Origin of the sequence: Paracoccus sediminilitoris (genome assembly GCF_003259195.1) — a bacterium.
Classification (GTDB): Bacteria; Pseudomonadota; Alphaproteobacteria; order Rhodobacterales; family Rhodobacteraceae; genus Paracoccus; species Paracoccus sediminilitoris.
Map to the genome: position 1 here is coordinate 130816 of NZ_QJPK01000006.1, position 15913 is coordinate 146728.

Below are 15913 nucleotides of genomic sequence, written 5' to 3' on the forward strand. Positions count from 1 at the left end.
TGCAGCGATCGGGTGCCTGTCAGGCTGCCGGACACAGCCTCAGGCGCGGCAACGACAAGGCCGCCGTCGCCCATGCCAGCGCCGCGCAAAGGGCGATGGCCGGCACCATGGTCGATGCTGTGTTGTTCATGAACGGACCCGTCAGGGCGATCATCAGCCCGCCCGTCAGCATCTGGAACGTCCCGCCGATGGACGAGGCCAACCCCGCGATATCGGGATGGGGGTCCAGCGACATGACCATGGCCGTCGGCATCACCAGCCCCAGGAAGGCATAGGACAGGAACAGCCCCGCCATCACCACCGGCAGGGCATCAAATCCCGACCAGACGACCAGGACCGTCAGCGCGGCCATGCCCGCAAAGCCGGTGATGGCGATCGAGATCACCCGCTCCATCCCATAGCGTTCGGCCAGGCGTCCGGCGAATTGCGAGGCGCTGAAGAAGCCCACCGCATTGGCCGCGAAGGCCAGCGAAAAGCCCGTCGGGCTGAGGCCGTATTGGCGGGTATAGACGAAGCTGGCACTGGACAGGAACACGAAGAAGCTGGCCATGCCAAAGCCGCCGATCATGGTCAGCCCCATGAAGCGGCGATCCATCAGCAGCCGTTTCGCGCCCGCCCACATGACGCCGATGCGCACGGGCTGACGGCGATCGACTGGCAGCGTCTCGGGCAAAACGAAGACGATCAGGCCAAAGCTGGCGATGGCCGCCACGGCCAGCACGGCAAAAATCTCGCGCCAGCCGCCCCAGGCCAGGACCAGCGATCCGGTTAGCGGCGCCAGCATGGGCGAGATCGAGATTACGATCATGATCGCCGCCATCATCCGCGCCGCCGTAGGCCCGGTCGCCATGTCGCGGATCACCGCGCGGGGCACGGCCATCAGGGCCGCGGCCCCCAGCCCCTGCACCGCCCGCGCGGCGATCAGCCAACCCAGGGTCGGGGCCAGCGATGCGGCGATGGTGGCGACGCTGAAGATCCCGACGCCGATCATCAGGGGACGCTTGCGGCCCAACGCGTCGGCCATCGGGCCATAGATCATCTGCGCCAGCCCGAAGACCAGGAAATAGGCCGTCAGCGTCAGCGCGGCCCCGGCCTCGGAGGTGTCCAGATCGCGAGCCACTTCGGGCAGCGCGGGCAAATACATGTCGATGGCAAAGGGACCGACGGCTGACAGAAGGCCCAGCACCAGGGCCATGCGGAACAGCGGATCACGCATCTTGGCTGACCTTTCAGGAGTGACTGTCGAAGGAATAGGGCCGGACGGGACCGGCCTTGCGCGTTCTGCCACGCGGGCCATGATCGCGCAACCTTGATGGCCGCACGGGACGGCGCTATGGGCTGGGTGCATGGCCAAGCTGTATTTCAACTACTCCACCATGAACGCGGGCAAAAGCACGATGTTGCTGCAGGCGTCCTACAATTACCGCGAACGCGGGATGCAGACGCTGTTGCTGACGGCGGCGCTGGACAGCCGTGCGGGCACCGCGCGCATCGCCAGCCGCATCGGCATCGCCGACGAGGCGCAGGTCTTTGACGAGACGACGGATCTGTTCGCCGTGGCGTCCGACCTGATCCCCGGCATCGCCTGCGTCTTCATCGACGAGGCCCAGTTCCTGACCCGCGATCAGGTCTGGCAGCTGGCGCGCGTGGCCGACGACCTGGGCGTGCCCGTCATGTGCTATGGCCTGCGCGTCGATTTCCAGGGCGAGCTGTTTCCCGGATCGGCAGCCCTTCTGGCCCTTGCCGACGACATGCGCGAGGTGCGCACCATCTGCCATTGCGGCAAGAAGGCCACCATGGTCATCCGCCGCGACGGTGAAGGACGCGCGATCACCGAAGGCCAGCAGGTGCAGGTGGGCGGAAACGAGACCTATGTCTCGCTCTGCCGCAGGCATTGGCGGCAGGCCGTGGGTCGCTGACGGACTGCCCAGGGTCAGATCAATTTTTTCCCATCGCGGGCGGCGCGCGTTGCGGGTCGAGGGACCATGATGTAACCATCGGCCCAAACAGGCAGAGGACTTAACATGCGCGCTTTTCTTCTTAAGGTTGCAGCCCTGATCGCGCTGGCCGCACCCGCGCAGGCCTTCGACACCAATGCCACCTCGGCATGGGTCTATGACGTCCAGACCGGCACGGTGCTGATGGAAAAGGACGCCGACAAGCCGATCCCCCCTGCCTCGATGTCCAAGCTGATGACGCTTTACATGCTGTTCGAGGCACTGGACGAAGGGCGCGTGCAGATGGACACGCAGCTGCCCGTCAGCAGCCGCGCGCGGGCGATGGGCGGGTCGACCATGTTCCTGAACGAACTGGACCGCCCGACCGTCGAGCAGCTGATCAAGGGCATCATCGTCTTGTCGGGCAACGATGCCTGCGTGGTCGTCGCCGAAGGTCTGGCCGGGACCGAGGATGCCTTTGCCCGCCAGATGACCGAACGCGGCAAGCAGATCGGGCTGGAAAATTCGACCTTCAAGAACTCGAACGGCTGGCCCGCTCCCGAACATCGTATGACGACGCATGACCTGGGCACGGTCGCCCGCCTGCTGATCGAGAAATTCCCCGAATATTACAAATTCTTCGGCCTGACCGAGTTTCAGTACGAGGATCGTGCCCCCTCGAACCGCTACAACCGCAACCCGCTGCTGAAGCTGAACATCGGGGCGGACGGCCTGAAGACGGGCCATACGCAAGAGGCCGGCTATGGTCTGGTCGGATCGGCCGTCCAAGACGGTCGCCGCGTGATCTTTGTCATCAGCGGTCTTGAGACCGAACGCGACCGTGCCGAGGAATCGGAACGCATCGTCAACTGGGCGTTTCGACAGTTCACCATGCAAAGCCTTGTTCCGGCGGGCGAAACCGTCGTCGATGCTCCGGTCTGGCTGGGCACCAGGGGCAGCGTCGGCCTGACAACCGAAAAAGGCGTCAACGTGCTGGTCCCCGCCGGTGCCCAGGATCAGGTCAAGGTCGAGGTGGTCTATGACAGCCCCCTTCCCGCCCCCATCACCAAGGGCCAGCAGGTCGGCCAGCTGGTCGTCACCATCCCCGGCACGCGCGACACCGTCACCCCGCTGGTCGCGACCGAGGACGTTCCCGAGGCGGGCTTTCTGGGCCGCATGAAGGGCGCCGTGATGCAGCTGGGTCAACGCGCCATCAGCGCCGTCGACAGCTGATGCTGATCAGCTTCGAAGGCATCGACGGTTGCGGCAAGTCCACGCAGGCCCGGCTTCTGGCCGATAACCTGCGCGCGCAGGGACGCAATGTCCTGTTGACGCGCGAACCCGGCGGCAGTCCCGGCGCCGAGGAGATCCGTCGCCTGCTGGTCGAAGGCGCGGGCGAACGCTGGTCGCCGGAAACCGAATGCCTGCTGTTTACCGCGGCCCGCCGCGACCATCTGGAACGCAGCATCCGGCCCGCCCTGGCCGCCGGTCAGGTGGTCGTCACCGACCGTTTCGCCGACAGCACCCGCGTCTATCAGGGCGCGGCGCGGGGCGATCTGCGGCCGATGGTCGACCGGCTGCACGACATGATGATCGGCACCGAGCCTGACCGGACCTTCGTCATCGACATCGCCCCCGAGACCGGGCTTGCCCGTGGCGTGGCCCGCGGCGGCGCGGAAGACCGCTTCGAGAGCCTGGGGCTGGGGTTCCAGGAACGGCTGGCCGCTGGATTTCGCGCCTTGGCCGCCGAATACCCCGACCGCGTGCGCTTGATCGACGGCAGCGGCAGCCCTGACCAGGTCGCCGACCGCGTGATGGCGGCGCTGTGAAGACAGATCCGGACGATATCCCCGAACCGGACCGCGTTCCCGGTGCGCCGCATCCGCGCCATACGCAGCGCCTTGTCGGCCAGGATCACGCCATCGCGGAATTCGTTCAGGCCGCGCGCAGCGACCGCCTGCACCATGCCTGGATGCTGACCGGCCCGCGCGGCGTCGGCAAGGCCACCCTGGCCTGGGCCATCGCGCGCTGGCTGTTGTCGGGCGCGCAGTCCCCCGACATGCGCATCGATCCCGACACCCCCGAGGCGCGCCGCGTCAGCGCGCTGTCCGAACCGCGCCTGCAACTGATCCGCCGCCCATGGGACGACAAGACCGGCCGCCTTCGCGCCGAGATCACCGTCGATGAAATCCGCAAGCTGCTGTCCTTCTATCACCTCTCATCGGCCGAGGGCGGACGCCGCATCGCGATCATTGACGCGGCCGACGACATGAATATTCCCGCCGCCAATGCCCTGCTGAAGGTGCTGGAAGAGCCGCCCAAGGACGCGCTGATCCTGCTGATCGCGCATCAGCCAGCCCGTCTGCTGCCCACCATCCGGTCGCGCTGCCGCACGCTGCGCCTGATGCCGATGAAGCCCGCGCAGATGGGCGGCATCCTGGCCGACCAGGGTATCGACGAAGACGCCGAAGCGCTGGCCGCGCTGTCCGACGGATCGGTGGGCGAGGCGCTGCGGCTGGCCGGTCAGGGCGGGCTGGAACGCTATCAGGATCTGGTGGACCTCTTTGCCACCCTGCCGCGCATGGACCGGCTGGCGGCGGCGAAATTCGCCGATGGCGCGGCGGGGCGGGCCGGGGCCGATGGGGACCCCTTCGATCTGACCATCACCCTTCTGGACCGCTTTCTGGTCAGGCTGGCGCGGGCGGGCCTGATGGGGGCGCCCCTGCCGCAGGCCGCCAAGGGCGAAGGCGCGCTGATGGCCCGCCTGTCGCCCGACGATCTGGCCGCCCGCACATGGGCAGAGGCGCAGGCCCGCCTGTCGGCCCGCGCCCGCAGCGGTCGGGCGGTCAACCTTGACCCTGCGGCGCTGGTGATGGATATGGTTCTGGAACTGGCGCAATTGCCGCCTGCGCAATCCGCCCCGACAGACAAAGGATGACCTATGCAAGACGCGGCCCCTCCGCCGATCGTGGACAGTCATTGCCATCTGGATTTCCCCGATTTCGACGGCGAACATGACGACTTGATTTCCCGAGCAGAGGCGGCTGGCGTCTCGCGCATGGTCACCATCTGCACCCGCCTGCGCCTGGAACCGCAGGTCCGCGCCCTGGCCGAGGCGCATGACGGCGTCTTCTACGCCGCCGGCACCCACCCGATGAGCGTGGCCGACGAACCCATGGCACAGGTCGACGACCTGGTCGCCCTGGCGCAACACCCGAAATTCGTGGGCATCGGTGAAACCGGACTGGATTACCACTACACCGCCGAAAGCGCCGCCGCCCAGCGGGAAAGCCTGCTGATCCATATCGAGGCCGCGCGCCAGACCCGCCTGCCCCTGATCATCCATTCCCGCGACGCCGATGACGACATGGCCCGCATCCTGACGCGCGAACACAAGGCGGGCGCATTCAGCTGCGTCATGCATTGCTTCAGCAGCAGCGCCGAGCTGGGCCGTGCGGCGCTGGACCTGGGCTTCTACCTGTCGATGTCGGGGATCGCGACCTTCCCGCGGTCGCAGGACCTGCGCGACATCTTTGCCGCGGCCCCCATCGACCGCATCCTGGTGGAAACCGACAGCCCCTATCTGGCCCCGAAACCCCATCGCGGCCGCCGGAACGAACCGGCCTATGTCGCGAAGACCGCCCAGGTGGGGGCCGAGGTGTTCGGCATGGATTACGCCGATTTCGCCGCGCAGACGACCGCGAATTTCGACCGCCTGTTCTGGAAGGCTGCACGATGATCCGCCCGACGATCCGCGCAACGATCTTGGGTTGCGGGTCGTCAGGCGGCGTGCCGCGCCTTGGCGGTCGGTGGGGGGCCTGCGATCCGCAGAACCCTAAGAACCGCCGCCGCCGCTGTTCGCTGCTGGTGGAACGCGACGGGCCGGACGGCACCACGCAGGTCCTGATCGACACCGGACCCGACTTGGTGCCGCAGCTACTGGATGCGGGGGTCGGCACGCTGGACGGGGTCGTCTATACCCATGCCCATGCCGATCATGTCCACGGCATCGACGACCTGCGCCAGCTGGTCTTCAACGCCCGCCGCATGCTGCCCGTCTGGGCCGACGAACCCACCGCCGAGGCGCTGCTGACGCGCTTTGGCTATGTCTTCGAAACGCCCGAGGGCAGCTTTTATCCCCCCATCTGCCAGCTGAACCCGATCGCGGGCCGCATCGCCGTCGACGGCCCCGGTGGCGTGATCGAGATGATCCCCTTCCGCGTCCAGCACGGCGAAATCACCGCCCTTGGCTTCCGCATTGGTGGTCTGGTCTATCTGCCCGACGTGTCGGACATCCCGCAGGCCGCCTGGCACCTGATCGAGGACGCGCCCATCTTCGTCATCGATGCCCTGCGATACGAACCCCATCCCAGCCACGCCCATCTTCAGCAGGCGCTGGACTGGATCGTGATGGCGCGCAGCCCGCATGCCGTCCTGACCAACATGCATATCGACATCGACCATGACACGGTCGCGCTTGAAACCCCCGACCATGTGATCCCCGCCTTTGATGGGATGACGATCACCACCACCGCCGACACCCCCGACCTGCCCCCCGCGGCATGAGCGCGCTTTTCACCATCATCCTGCCGGTCTTCCTGATCGTGGGCTTCGGCTATCTGGTGTCATGGCGCGGCTGGTTCCGCCCCGAGGCCGTGGATGGGCTGATGTCCTTCGCCCAGAACTTTGCCGTGCCGACGCTGCTTTTCGCCTCGATGGCGCGGCTGGATCTGGGAACCGAGTTTCGCGTCCATCTGCTGATCCCCTTCTATGCGGGCGCCTTCTGCAGCTTCCTTGCGGGATGGGCGGGGGCGCGGTTCATCTTCCATCGCCCGCCCATGGATTGCGTGGTGATCGGCTTTGTCTGCCTGTTTTCCAACACGCTGCTGCTGGGGGTGCCGATCACGGAACGCGCCTATGGCCCCGATGCACTGGCCGGAAACTGGGCGATCATCGCGATGCATTCGCCGCTGCTCTATACCTTCGGCATCACGGTGATGGAATTCACCCGTGCGCGCGGCAGCGATCTGTCGGTGGGCCGCGTCGCACTCAGGGCGCTGTCGGGGGTGCTGCGGACCTCGCTGGTCATCGGCATCCTGCTGGGGCTGGCCACGAACCTGCTGATGCAGGCGGGGCTGGTTTTGCCAACGGGGTTCTGGGACGGGGTGGACATGATCGGACGGGCCGCGTTGCCGGCTGCGCTGTTCGGGTTGGGCGGCGTTCTTTACCGGTATCGCCCGGAAGGCGACATGGCGACCATCGCGATGTGCTGCGCCTGTTCGCTGATCCTGCATCCGGCCATCACCTTTGGCATGGCGCATCTGTTCGAACTGGACGTGGCGGGGATGCGGTCGGCGGTGCTGACATCGGCCATGGCACCGGGGATCAACGCCTATCTGTTCGCCAACATCTATGGCGCCGCCAAGCGCGTGGCAGCGTCGACCGTCCTGGTCGCGACCGCCATTTCGACGCTCAGCATCTGGATGTGGCTGGCGATCCTTCCCTGACCGCCAGCCGACAACTCATTGCGGGGACAGCCCGCGGATGCGTTCGGACCGACGGCGCAGCAGTTCCACCGTCGTCAGCAGCGCGATCGAGAAGATCACCAGCAGCGTCGCCACCGCCAGGATCGCCGGGCTGATCTGTTCGCGGATCCCGTTCCACATCTGGCGCGGGATGGTCTGCTGTTCGGGGCCTGCGATGAACAGCACGGCCACGACCTCGTCGAACGAGGTGACGAAGGCGAACAGCGCCCCCGAGATCACGCCCGGCAGGATCAGCGGCATGGTGACCCGGAAGAAGGTCACCCGCGGGTTCGCCCCCAAAGATGCCGCCGCGCGGTTCAGCGACTGGTCGAAGCCCACCAGCGTCGCCGTCACGGTGATGATGACGAAGGGAATGCCAAGCGTGGCATGGGCCAGGATCACCCCCAGATAGCTGCCCGCCAGCTTGCCGCATTGCGGGGTCAGCCCAAAGATCGTCAGCAGCTCGCAGGGGTTCGAATAGAAGAAGAACATCCCCGTCGCCGTGATGATCAGCGGCACGATCATGGGCGAGATCAGGATCGCCATGATCGTCCGGCGGAAGGGCATCTCGGGGCGCGACAGGCCAAGGGCGGCCAGCGTGCCAAGCGATGTGGCAACGATGGTCGAGGAGACGCCGATGATGATCGAGTTCTTCGCCGCCTTGACCCATTTCGCATTCGCCCAGGCATCCGCCCACCACGACATGTCGCGGGGCGCGTCGGGCGCCTGCATCCCGAAGGTCAGCAGGCTTTCGTACCAGCGGGTGCTGTAGCCCTCGGGGTCGAAGGACAGCATCTTCTCGGTGAAGGTGAAATAGGGCTCGGCGTTGAAGGACAGGGGCATGATGACGATGATCGGGGCGATCAGGAAGAAGAAGATCGCCACGCAGATCGCCAGATAGGCGTAATGCCAGACACGCTCCAGCGGGGTTGCATAGGATGGTACGGCCATATCGGTTACCCCAGCTTCAGGTTGTCGACGCCCACCAACCGGTCATAGAGCCAGTAGAGGACAAGAACCGCACCCAGCAGCAGGGCGGCAAGGGCGGCGGCCATCGACCAGTTCAGGGTCGAGGTCATGTGCTGCGCGATCATGTTGGAAATCAGCTGTCCCGACGATCCGCCGACCAAGGCGGGCGTGATGTAATATCCGACCGCAAGGATGAAGACCAACATCGCCCCTGCCCCAAGCCCCGGCAGCGTCTGCGGGAAATAGATGCGGCGGAAGGCCGTCCAGCTGGTCGCGCCAAGGCTGCGCGCGGCCCGGACATAGGACGGGTTGATCGTCCGCATCACGGAATAGAGCGGCAGGATCATGAAGGGCAGCAGGATATGCGTCATGGCGATGATCGTGCCCGTCTGGTTATAGATCATCTGCAGACGTTGGCTGCCGCCGATCACCCCCATCCAGACCAAGATGTCATTCACGACCCCCTGCTGCTGCAACAGCACCATCCAGCTGGTCGTGCGCACCAGAAGCGAGGTCCAGAAGGGCAGCAGCACCAGGATCATCAGCAGGTTCGATTTCCGCATCGGCAAGGTGGCCAGCAGATGTGCGATGGGAAAGCCCAGCACGAAGGTCAGCAGCGTGATCAGCCCCGACAGCCAGAAGGTCCGCCAGAACAGCATCACATAGACGCGCTGGTTTTCGTCGACTTGCTGGATGTCTCCGTTCACGTCGCGGGTGCGGTCCACGGATGCCAGATAGAAATTCGCGGTATAGGGCGAGGACACCTCGCGCATGGTCGCCCACAACTGCGGGTCGCCCCATTCCTCGTCGATGGCCAGCAGGGCATCGCGGTAAGGCGGCTCGATCCCGTCGCGGACCTTGCGTCCTGTCGATGTGAACAGCGACCGCGTCCCCGGCATGTCATAATTCACACGCGTGCCGACGACGCCGATATTGCGCGCCTCGGCCGATGCCTGAAGGTCGGTCGCCAGCGCCTGCCATGCGGCATCGTCGGGCTGGGTCCCACGCTCGGTCTGGGCGAACCAGGCCGAGACGTTCGGCATGTTCGCGGAAAACCCGTCATTATGAAAGGATCGCTGCAGCATCTGGCCGATCGGCACCACGAAGGTGATCAGGATGAAGGCCAGCAGCGGCAGGACCAGAAGAAATGCCTTGCGGCGGGCGCGGGACTGGCTGCGGGCCAGGGCCCGGACCAGCGGCTTGCCGTCTGCGGTGGTCAAGGGCTGCGCCACGACACCCGATGCGGTGGTCGTGATCGCAGCATGCGGATCAAGTGCGGTATTCGCCATGTCGTCCCCGATATTCGGATCCGTCACCCCAGATGCGGGGTGACGGCATTGGCATCAGGAGGAGGCGAGCCAGCTGTTGAAACGCTCGCTCAGTTCGGCGGCGTGGTCGGCCCAGAACTCGGGATCGTCCAGCACGGCGCTTTCAAGGTTTTCGGGCGCGGTGGGCATGTGGGGCGCCATCTCGGTCTTGCCGTCCTTGTACATCCCGACCAGCGCGGCCGATGATTTCCGTGCCGGGCCATAGCTGATATATTGCGCCTGATCGGCCAGCCGCTGCGTGTCGGTGGCGAATTTCAGGTATTCCATGGCGTTTTCGGGGTTCGGCGCGTCGACCGGAATAACGAACATGTCCAGGTCCATGTACTGGCCGTCCCAGATCACCTCGAAGGGCTGATTTTCGCCGACCATCGCGTCGAAGATGCGGCCGTTATAGGCGGTGGTCATGCTGACCTCGCCATCGGCCAGCAGCTGCACGGGCTGGGCGCCGGCTTCCCACCAGACGACCTCGTCCTTGATGGTGTCCAGCTTGTCGAAGGCGCGCTGGACGCCCTCATCGGTGCCCAGGACGTCATAGACCTCTGCGGCGGGCACGCCATCGGCGATCAGCGCCAGGTACAGCGTGCGCTTGGGGTTCTTGGGCAGGCCACGCTTGCCGGGGAAGGTCTCGGTATCGAAGAAATCGGCGGCGGTCGTGGGCGGGTTGTCGGTGAACTTGGTGGTGTTATAGGAAATCACCGTGCCCCAGACGATGTTCGCCACGGCGCAATCCAGCAGCGCGCCATCGACGAAATCATCGGCGGCGGGGGTGCCGTCGGGTGCTGCGGGCAGGTCGGCTGGGTCGATCTCCATCAGCGCGCCTTCGTCGCACAGGCGAATGGCATCAGAGACCTCGACGTCGAAGACGTCGCCGGTCACGTTGCCTGCCTCGACCTGCGCGCGCAGGGGCGTTGCCGGGTTGTCGGCGGCGATCATGTTGACCTTAATGCCGGATTCTTCGGCGAAGGGCTTGTTATAGGCCTCGACCTGGCTGGTCTCGTAGGCACCGCCCCAGGATACGACGTTCACCTCCTGGGCGGTGGCACCGAATGCGATGCCGGCCAGCGCGGTGGACATGATAAGCGTAGTTTTCACGGTAAGCTCCCTTGTGGATTCATGCCGGGCTTTCTGCCCGTTTCTTGTGTCCCTTGCGGGACTGGCAGCCGGGCGGATACCGCCGGGCCGCAGGTTCCGGGGTTGGCTGCGCCTCAGACGGGGTCCAGGGCGCGGGCATCCTCGGGGTGCCAGCCGATGCGCACGGCCTGTCCGGCATGCAGATGTGTCTGGCCGATGGTGTTGCGCATCTTCATGACGAAATTGTCCGATCCCGCCACCCGCAGCCGGGCCCGCAGGATGTCGCCCATATAGACCACCTCGATCACCTGCGCCTCGATGGTATGGGCGCCGGAGGGCATCATCTCGGGCTTGAACTCGACCCGTTCGGGCCGGATCGAGACCGTGGTCCGCTGACCCTTTTCGCGGATGTTGACGGCGGTCGCGTCGATCAGGCCGCCATCGTCCAGACGCACCAAGGCCTTTTCGCCGTCCAGCTTTTCGATCGTGCCGGGCAATGCATTGTTTTCGCCGATAAACCCGGCCACAAAGCTGTTCTGCGGTCGTTCATACAGGTCTGCCGGCGCCGCCAGCTGCTGGATGCGCCCGTCGTTGAAGACGGCGACGCGGTCCGACATGGTCAGCGCCTCGCCCTGATCATGGGTGACATAGACCACTGTGATGCCCAGCTGTTCGTGCAGATGCTTGATCTCGAACTGCATATGTTCGCGCAGCTGCTTGTCCAGCGCGCCAAGCGGTTCGTCCATCAGGACCAGCTGGGGATCGAAGACCAGCGCCCGGGCCAGCGCGATCCGCTGTTGCTGGCCGCCCGACAGCTGGGCGGGCCTGCGGTTGATGAACTTGCCCATCTGGACCATGTCCAGGGCCCGCTTGACGCGGGTTTCGCGTTCGCTGCGCGCCATGCCGCGCACTTCCAGAGGAAAGGACAGGTTTTCGCCCACGGTCATGTGGGGAAACAGCGCATAGTTCTGAAACACCATCCCGATGCCGCGCTTGTGGGGCGGCACCTGGTTGATCGGCCTGCCATCCAGGCGGATCTCGCCATGCGTGGCGGTTTCGAAGCCCGCCAGCATCATCAGGCAGGTGGTCTTGCCGGAACCGGACGGCCCCAACATCGTCACGAATTCACCCTTGGCGATGGAGAGGTTCAGGTCTTTGACGACAAGCACCTGTCCGTCATAGCTTTTTTGCACATGCTCAAATGCGACGAAAGCCTCGCCGTGTCGGTCGTCCAGCAAAAGGCGCTCTCCCTGTTGTCGGTTTCTTGTTCAGCGCTGATGCAGGTTAAGCGGGCATCCGCCATTCTTGCAACTGAATTGTATGCCTACATGCCGACATGAAAACGCGCCCGACAGGCCAATCAGGCCTGGGGCTCGTCGAATTCTTGCTGTGATCCCGCCCGGGCCGGCGCTGCCCTTCGAGGGGGCACGGCGCCAAGGAATCAGGCAGGGGACAATTGGTCAGTCGGGGCGCTTGCCACCCTTGCGGTGCGGCTTGCCGGCCGACTTTTCAAAGCGCGGCTTGCCCTTGGCAGCCCATGCGGGTTTTGCCGGACCACCGGGCTTGCGCGGACCCGCGCCATCGGCCGATGATTTCTTTTTCCACGCCTTCACCGCGGGCTTGGGGCCTTCGGTGCGCGGATCGGCCAATCCGGCGTCGTCGGGAATCCAGCCGCCCTTGGCCGCCTTGACGCGATCCTGGTGGGACCCGTCATCCTTGCGGCGCGGCGCGGGCTTGGCGCGGGAAGGGCGATCTTCGCGCGGGCCATCGTAACGAAGCGCGCGGGGCGCCCGTTCGATCGGGGCGTCCAGGTCGGGCGCGCCGTCCATGCGACGCATGGACACCTCGGGGGTGATCTCCATGAAATCGCCAAAGCGGTCGGCGACCTCCTGGGCGATCTGGACATAGCTCAGGTCCTGCTTGACGCGGATCGCGCCGATGCCGTCACGGGTGATCCCGCCCGCATCGCAGATCTTGGGCAGCAGCCAGCGCGCCTCGGCGCGGCCCGAATGGCCGACCGACAGGGTGAACCAGACCGAAGGCCCGAATTCGCGCGGCGCACGCGGCGCCATGGGTGCGGGCGGGGCCTGCGTCTCCATCAGCTCCTCGGCGGCGGGACGGCCCTCGCGCCACATGCGCAGGAAGGCGACGGCCACCTGTTCGGCGCCGAACTTCTCCAGCAGCTGGGCGGCCAGGGGCGCGTCTTCGCCCGGCGCGTCGCGCAGTGCTTCGTGCTCCAGCATGCGCTGGTCGTCGCGTTCGCGCACCTCGTCCGCGGAAGGCGCCTTGGCCCATTCGGCCACGACCTTGGCGTTCTGCATCAGGCGCTGCGCGCGCTTGTAATCCGACGACGGCACGATCAGCGCCGAAACGCCCTTGGACCCGGCACGACCCGTGCGGCCCGAACGGTGCAGCAGGGTTTCGGGGTTGGTCGGCAGATCGGCGTGGATCACCAGTTCCAGCCCCGGCAAGTCGATGCCGCGTGCGGCCACGTCGGTCGCGATGCAGACGCGGGCGCGTCCGTCGCGCAGCGCCTGCAGGGCGTGGGTGCGTTCCTGCTGGCTCAGCTCGCCCGACAGGGCAACGCATTTGAAGCCGCGGTTCGACATGCGCGCCAGCAGGTGGTTCACGTTGGCGCGGGTCTTGCAGAACACGATCGAGGTCTGGGCCTCGTGCATGCGCAGCAGGTTGAAGATGGCCGGTTCGCGGTCGCGCGGCGTGACGCTGTAGGCGCGATAGGCGATGTCGCCGTGCTGACGGGCCTCGCCCATGGCGGCGATGCGCAGGGCGTCACGCTGGAAATCGCGGGCCAGCTTTTCGATGGCGGGCGGCACCGTGGCCGAGAACATCAGCGTGCGGCGTTCCGCGGGCGCGGCGGCCAGAATGTATTCCAGGTCGTCGCGGAAACCCAGGTCCAGCATCTCGTCGGCCTCGTCCAAGACGGCGGCGCGCAGCGATGCCAGGTCTAGGCTGCCCCGGTCGATATGATCGCGCAGGCGGCCCGGCGTGCCGACGACGATCTGGGCGCCCTGCTGCAGGTTGCGGCGTTCCGTGCGGTAATCCATGCCGCCGACGCAGGTCGCGATCCGCGCGCCCGTTCCGGCATAGAGCCATTCCAGTTCGCGCGCCACCTGCAGGGCCAGTTCGCGGGTGGGCGCGATGGCCAGGGCCAGCGGACGATCACCGTCCAGCCGCTGTCCGTCCAGCAGCAGGTCGGCGCCGATAGCCAGGCCGAAGGCCACGGTCTTGCCCGATCCGGTCTGCGCCGAAACCAGCAGGTCGCGGCCCTGGGCTTCGTCGGCCAGAACGGCGGATTGCACGGAGGTCAGGCTTTCATAGCCCTTGGAAGCCAGCGCCGCCTGAAGCGGTGCGGGGAAGTTCAATTCGGTCATTTGATTCGCCAAATGGGGGGTGTCGTTCACCCGATGAGCGGCACCCCGTCGCTGCGACCGGCCCACCCTGCACCCGCCGCCCCGGACATGCGGAGCCAAAGATGGGTTCCTAGTGCAGGCGCGCCGTAAAGTCCACCGAAGATCTGAACTGATTTCCTGTCCGCCTTTTCCTTGACTTGGCCCCTGCCGGCAGCCCTGATGCGCGCGACCCCGATCACAGGTTTCCAGATGACCCGGACAGCACATCCCCCGATCAAGGATGCCATCAGAACATGGGCGCGGATCGCCGCGCTCAGCTTTGGCGGGCCCGCCGGCCAGATCGCCGTCATGCACCGCATCCTGGTCGAGGAACGCCGCTGGATCGACGAGGATCGTTTCCTGCACGCGCTGAATTTCTGCATGCTGCTACCCGGCCCCGAGGCGCAGCAGCTGGCCACCTATATCGGCTGGCTGATGCATGGCGTGCGCGGCGCACTGATCGCGGGGGTGCTGTTCATCCTGCCGGGGGTGGTGGCGATCATGGCGCTCAGCGTGGTCTATGTCACGCTTGGCGATGTGGGCATCGTGGCGGGGATTTTCTTCGGGCTGAAGGCGGCGGTGCTGGCGATCGTGGTGCAGGCGGTTATCCGGCTTGCCGGGCGGGCGCTGAAGGGATGGGCGTTGCGCATCATCGCGGGGGCGGCCTTCGTGGCGCTCTTCGCGCTGGACGCGCCCTTTCCGCTGGTCATCGCGCTGGCCGCCCTGACCGGCGCGATGATGGGGGGAACCCCGACCCCGGACGGCACCGGCACCGCCCTGCCTGTTCAGGACGCGCGCGCCGCCCGCCGCGCGGCCTTCTGGGCGCTGGTGTTGTGGCTGGTCCCGGTCCTGGCGCTGGTGCTGCTGGCGCCGGGCAGCGTCTTTGCCGATATCGCCACCTTCTTTTCGCGGCTGGCCGTACTGTCCTTCGGGGGTGCCTATGCCGTTCTGGCCTGGGTCGGCCAAGAGGCCGTGGGCCATTACGGCTGGCTGCAGCCCACCCAAATGCTGGACGGTCTGGGCATGGCCGAAACCACGCCCGGACCTCTAATCATGGTGCTGCAGTTCGTGGGGTTCATGGCGGCCTATGGCGCGGACCATGCCCATCCGCTGCTGGCCGCCATGCTGGCCGGGCTGCTGGCGACCTGGGTCACCTTCGCGCCCTGCTTCGCCTTCATCTTCATCGGCGCCCCCTTCATGGAGGGTTTGCGCCGCAGCGCCCGCCTGTCGGCCGCCCTGCGCGCCGTCACCGCCGCCGTCGTGGGCGTCATCCTGAATCTGGCCGTCTGGTTCGCCATCCACCTGATCTGGCAGCAGACCGTCGCATGGGACGCAGGCCCGATCCATCTGCGGCTGCCGGTCATGGTCTCGCTGGACCCGGTGGCGGCGCTGCTGTGCGCGGCGACGCTGGTCGTTGCGCTGTGGCTGCGGCCGGGCATGGCCATCCTGTTGGGTGGGGCGGCTTTGGCGGGGATCGCGCTGCAGATGGCGGGATTGACCTGATCCCCCTTGCGGGCCTTTCCGCATCCCGCTAGCCTTTGCCTGCAAACCGTTGGGGTGTCCCGTCACAGGGGCTGAGAGGCGTCAGCCAACCCATCGAACCTGATCCGGGTCATACCGGCGGAGGGAACGGTGCAGATGATCGCGGGGCCAGTCCCGTCCTTTGTTCCCCC

The 15913-nt window shown here is 66.2% G+C and carries 14 protein-coding genes and 1 riboswitch; of the genes, 8 read left to right on the top strand and 6 right to left on the bottom strand.

The window, feature by feature from the left end; genetic code table 11:
- Window positions 1-19: 19 nt before the first annotated feature.
- Window positions 20-1216: a multidrug effflux MFS transporter gene (locus DKT70_RS08410; RefSeq protein ID WP_111558710.1), complete on the bottom strand. Its 1197-nt coding sequence runs from the start codon at window positions 1214-1216 to the stop codon at window positions 20-22.
- 130 nt (window positions 1217-1346) lie between these two features.
- Between DKT70_RS08410 and DKT70_RS08415 the strand changes: the two genes are divergently transcribed.
- From DKT70_RS08415 to DKT70_RS08445, 7 genes are all read left to right on the top strand, one after another.
- Window positions 1347-1919: a thymidine kinase gene (locus DKT70_RS08415; protein ID WP_111558711.1), complete on the top strand. Its 573-nt coding sequence runs from the start codon at window positions 1347-1349 to the stop codon at window positions 1917-1919.
- Window positions 1920-2024: 105 nt separating this feature from the next.
- Entirely contained in the window at window positions 2025-3170 is a 1146-nt protein-coding gene (locus tag DKT70_RS08420) for a D-alanyl-D-alanine carboxypeptidase family protein (protein WP_111558712.1), read from the top strand.
- Window positions 3170-3766 carry a dTMP kinase gene (gene tmk, locus DKT70_RS08425; protein ID WP_111558713.1) on the top strand — a complete coding sequence of 199 codons (597 nt, stop codon included), beginning with the start codon at window positions 3170-3172 and terminating at the stop codon, window positions 3764-3766. Before DKT70_RS08420 ends, tmk begins: the two co-directional genes overlap by 1 nt.
- The gene (locus DKT70_RS08430; RefSeq protein ID WP_111558714.1) at window positions 3763-4875 is read left to right on the top strand and encodes a DNA polymerase III subunit delta'; all 1113 of its coding nucleotides are present in this window, start codon (window positions 3763-3765) and stop codon (window positions 4873-4875) included. The genes tmk and DKT70_RS08430 overlap by 4 nt, the downstream gene beginning before the upstream one ends.
- A 3-nt stretch (window positions 4876-4878) precedes the next feature.
- Window positions 4879-5676, top strand: a complete 798-nt coding sequence (locus DKT70_RS08435) for a TatD family hydrolase (RefSeq protein WP_111558715.1) — start codon at window positions 4879-4881, stop codon at window positions 5674-5676.
- The gene (locus tag DKT70_RS08440) at window positions 5673-6503 is read left to right on the top strand and encodes an MBL fold metallo-hydrolase (RefSeq protein WP_111558716.1); all 831 of its coding nucleotides are present in this window, start codon (window positions 5673-5675) and stop codon (window positions 6501-6503) included. Before DKT70_RS08435 ends, DKT70_RS08440 begins: the two co-directional genes overlap by 4 nt.
- The gene (locus DKT70_RS08445) at window positions 6500-7444 is read left to right on the top strand and encodes an AEC family transporter (RefSeq protein ID WP_111558717.1); all 945 of its coding nucleotides are present in this window, start codon (window positions 6500-6502) and stop codon (window positions 7442-7444) included. The genes DKT70_RS08440 and DKT70_RS08445 overlap by 4 nt, the downstream gene beginning before the upstream one ends.
- Before the next feature lie 15 nt (window positions 7445-7459).
- Here the strand turns inward: DKT70_RS08445 and DKT70_RS08450 are convergent, their stop codons facing one another.
- The 5 genes from DKT70_RS08450 to DKT70_RS08470 form a co-directional block, all read right to left on the bottom strand.
- Complete coding sequence (locus tag DKT70_RS08450; RefSeq protein WP_111558718.1) at window positions 7460-8413, bottom strand: ABC transporter permease; 954 nt, start codon at window positions 8411-8413, stop codon at window positions 7460-7462.
- A gap of 5 nt (window positions 8414-8418) precedes the next feature.
- Complete coding sequence (locus DKT70_RS08455) at window positions 8419-9720, bottom strand: ABC transporter permease (RefSeq protein WP_111558719.1); 1302 nt, start codon at window positions 9718-9720, stop codon at window positions 8419-8421.
- 54 nt (window positions 9721-9774) lie between these two features.
- The gene (locus tag DKT70_RS08460) at window positions 9775-10851 is read right to left on the bottom strand and encodes an ABC transporter substrate-binding protein (protein ID WP_233490487.1); all 1077 of its coding nucleotides are present in this window, start codon (window positions 10849-10851) and stop codon (window positions 9775-9777) included.
- Window positions 10852-10964: 113 nt separating this feature from the next.
- Entirely contained in the window at window positions 10965-12068 is a 1104-nt protein-coding gene (locus tag DKT70_RS08465; protein WP_111558721.1) for an ABC transporter ATP-binding protein, read from the bottom strand.
- A 222-nt stretch (window positions 12069-12290) separates the two neighbouring features.
- Complete coding sequence (locus DKT70_RS08470; RefSeq protein WP_111558722.1) at window positions 12291-14222, bottom strand: DEAD/DEAH box helicase; 1932 nt, start codon at window positions 14220-14222, stop codon at window positions 12291-12293.
- 228 nt (window positions 14223-14450) lie between these two features.
- Here DKT70_RS08470 and chrA point away from each other — a divergent pair, with 228 nt between their 5' ends.
- Window positions 14451-15743, top strand: a complete 1293-nt coding sequence (gene chrA, locus DKT70_RS08475; RefSeq protein WP_111558818.1) for a chromate efflux transporter — start codon at window positions 14451-14453, stop codon at window positions 15741-15743.
- A 40-nt stretch (window positions 15744-15783) separates the two neighbouring features.
- A riboswitch (TPP riboswitch) is annotated at window positions 15784-15886 on the top strand.
- Window positions 15887-15913 lie beyond the last annotated feature (27 nt).

Bases quoted from the DNA above. Each gene is read 5' to 3' on its own strand.
- DKT70_RS08435 (WP_111558715.1), top strand. From the start codon at position 4,879: ATGCAAGACGCGGCCCCTCCGCCGATCGTGGACAGTCATTGCCATCTG.
- DKT70_RS08445 (WP_111558717.1), top strand. From the start codon at position 6,500: ATGAGCGCGCTTTTCACCATCATCCTGCCGGTCTTCCTGATCGTGGGC.
- DKT70_RS08415 (WP_111558711.1), top strand. From the start codon at position 1,347: ATGGCCAAGCTGTATTTCAACTACTCCACCATGAACGCGGGCAAAAGC.
- DKT70_RS08450 (WP_111558718.1), bottom strand. From the start codon at position 8,413: ATGGCCGTACCATCCTATGCAACCCCGCTGGAGCGTGTCTGGCATTAC.
- DKT70_RS08470 (WP_111558722.1), bottom strand. From the start codon at position 14,222: ATGACCGAATTGAACTTCCCCGCACCGCTTCAGGCGGCGCTGGCTTCC.
- DKT70_RS08440 (WP_111558716.1), top strand. From the start codon at position 5,673: ATGATCCGCCCGACGATCCGCGCAACGATCTTGGGTTGCGGGTCGTCA.
- DKT70_RS08410 (WP_111558710.1), bottom strand. From the start codon at position 1,216: ATGCGTGATCCGCTGTTCCGCATGGCCCTGGTGCTGGGCCTTCTGTCA.
- DKT70_RS08455 (WP_111558719.1), bottom strand. From the start codon at position 9,720: ATGGCGAATACCGCACTTGATCCGCATGCTGCGATCACGACCACCGCA.
- chrA (WP_111558818.1), top strand. From the start codon at position 14,451: ATGACCCGGACAGCACATCCCCCGATCAAGGATGCCATCAGAACATGG.
- tmk (WP_111558713.1), top strand. From the start codon at position 3,170: ATGCTGATCAGCTTCGAAGGCATCGACGGTTGCGGCAAGTCCACGCAG.
- DKT70_RS08420 (WP_111558712.1), top strand. From the start codon at position 2,025: ATGCGCGCTTTTCTTCTTAAGGTTGCAGCCCTGATCGCGCTGGCCGCA.